The following is an 882-nucleotide window of genomic DNA, read 5'->3' as shown; positions in this document are numbered from 1 at the left end:
ATTCCCATTTTCATAAAACATTTCTTGGATTCCATCAAATTGTCCATTTTTTAGACAATATTTTGCCTCTAAATTTCCATTTTCATAATAAAATAATGAGCAACCATTACCTTTTTCGCTAACCTGTATAGACTTTAAGTTTCCATTAGAATAATATCCTATAATTTTACCATTTACCTTACCATTATGCACATTAACTTTATAGGTTATATTTTTCCTTACAGAAGACATTGTCCCCTCAAAAGGGCGTAATTGGTAAATATCATAAGCAATACCATTAAAGATAAATGCTTTTGTTTGTTCTCCATTTAAAGTAATGGCATTATGGGTATTTTTATAAACATAAAAGCTAAAGACAATAATAAATAATAAGCAAAGAGTAATTACAAGAGTTTTTAGATAAAACTTTGCTTTATTACTCATTGTTTGCCCTTAATAACAATATAAACATATACAATAACACCCCAAAATATAAATGGTATCCCAAAGCATATCATAAAGCCTTGCAAAAAATCAATGTAAAACAGCATCTCAAAGAAGTCATCTATAAAGTAAGTATCACTATATTCATACTTAGAATAGCCAATTAGTCCGCCATTAAGAAAACCATAGAACGCATAACACATCATTGAGCAGAATATAACTAGACCAAATATTGACATTTTCTTATTTTTACGAATCCTTGCAAACCTTTCAGAAACCTTTTGCTCTTCTATTGGTATGATGATAAATCGATAATAATCCTTGCCTCATCACAAGATAAAAATAATACACAAAGACCCATAAAGAATAGACCACTCCTACCACAAACATATATGCAGCATAAAACTTACAAAGTTCAGGAGCGAAAGTTTTGGATTCCATAAGTTTAATGGCTGGAAT

Annotated in this window: 1 protein-coding gene and 1 pseudogene; both read right to left on the bottom strand. The window is 29.4% G+C overall.

Annotation, left to right across the window (positions count from 1 at the left end; all coding sequences use genetic code 11):
* Nucleotides 1–423 (bottom strand): annotated as a pseudogene (locus tag LS69_RS10065) (hypothetical protein); the annotation flags it as partial.
* A 270-nt stretch (nucleotides 424–693) separates the two neighbouring features.
* Nucleotides 694–882 (bottom strand): hypothetical protein (locus LS69_RS10975; protein ID WP_238699311.1); only part of this gene is annotated, 189 nt, incomplete at its 5' end.

It is taken from the genome of Helicobacter sp. MIT 05-5294 (assembly GCF_000765675.1).
Taxonomy (GTDB): Bacteria; Campylobacterota; Campylobacteria; order Campylobacterales; family Helicobacteraceae; genus Helicobacter_D.
This window is presented reverse-complemented; position numbering and strand designations above follow the sequence as displayed.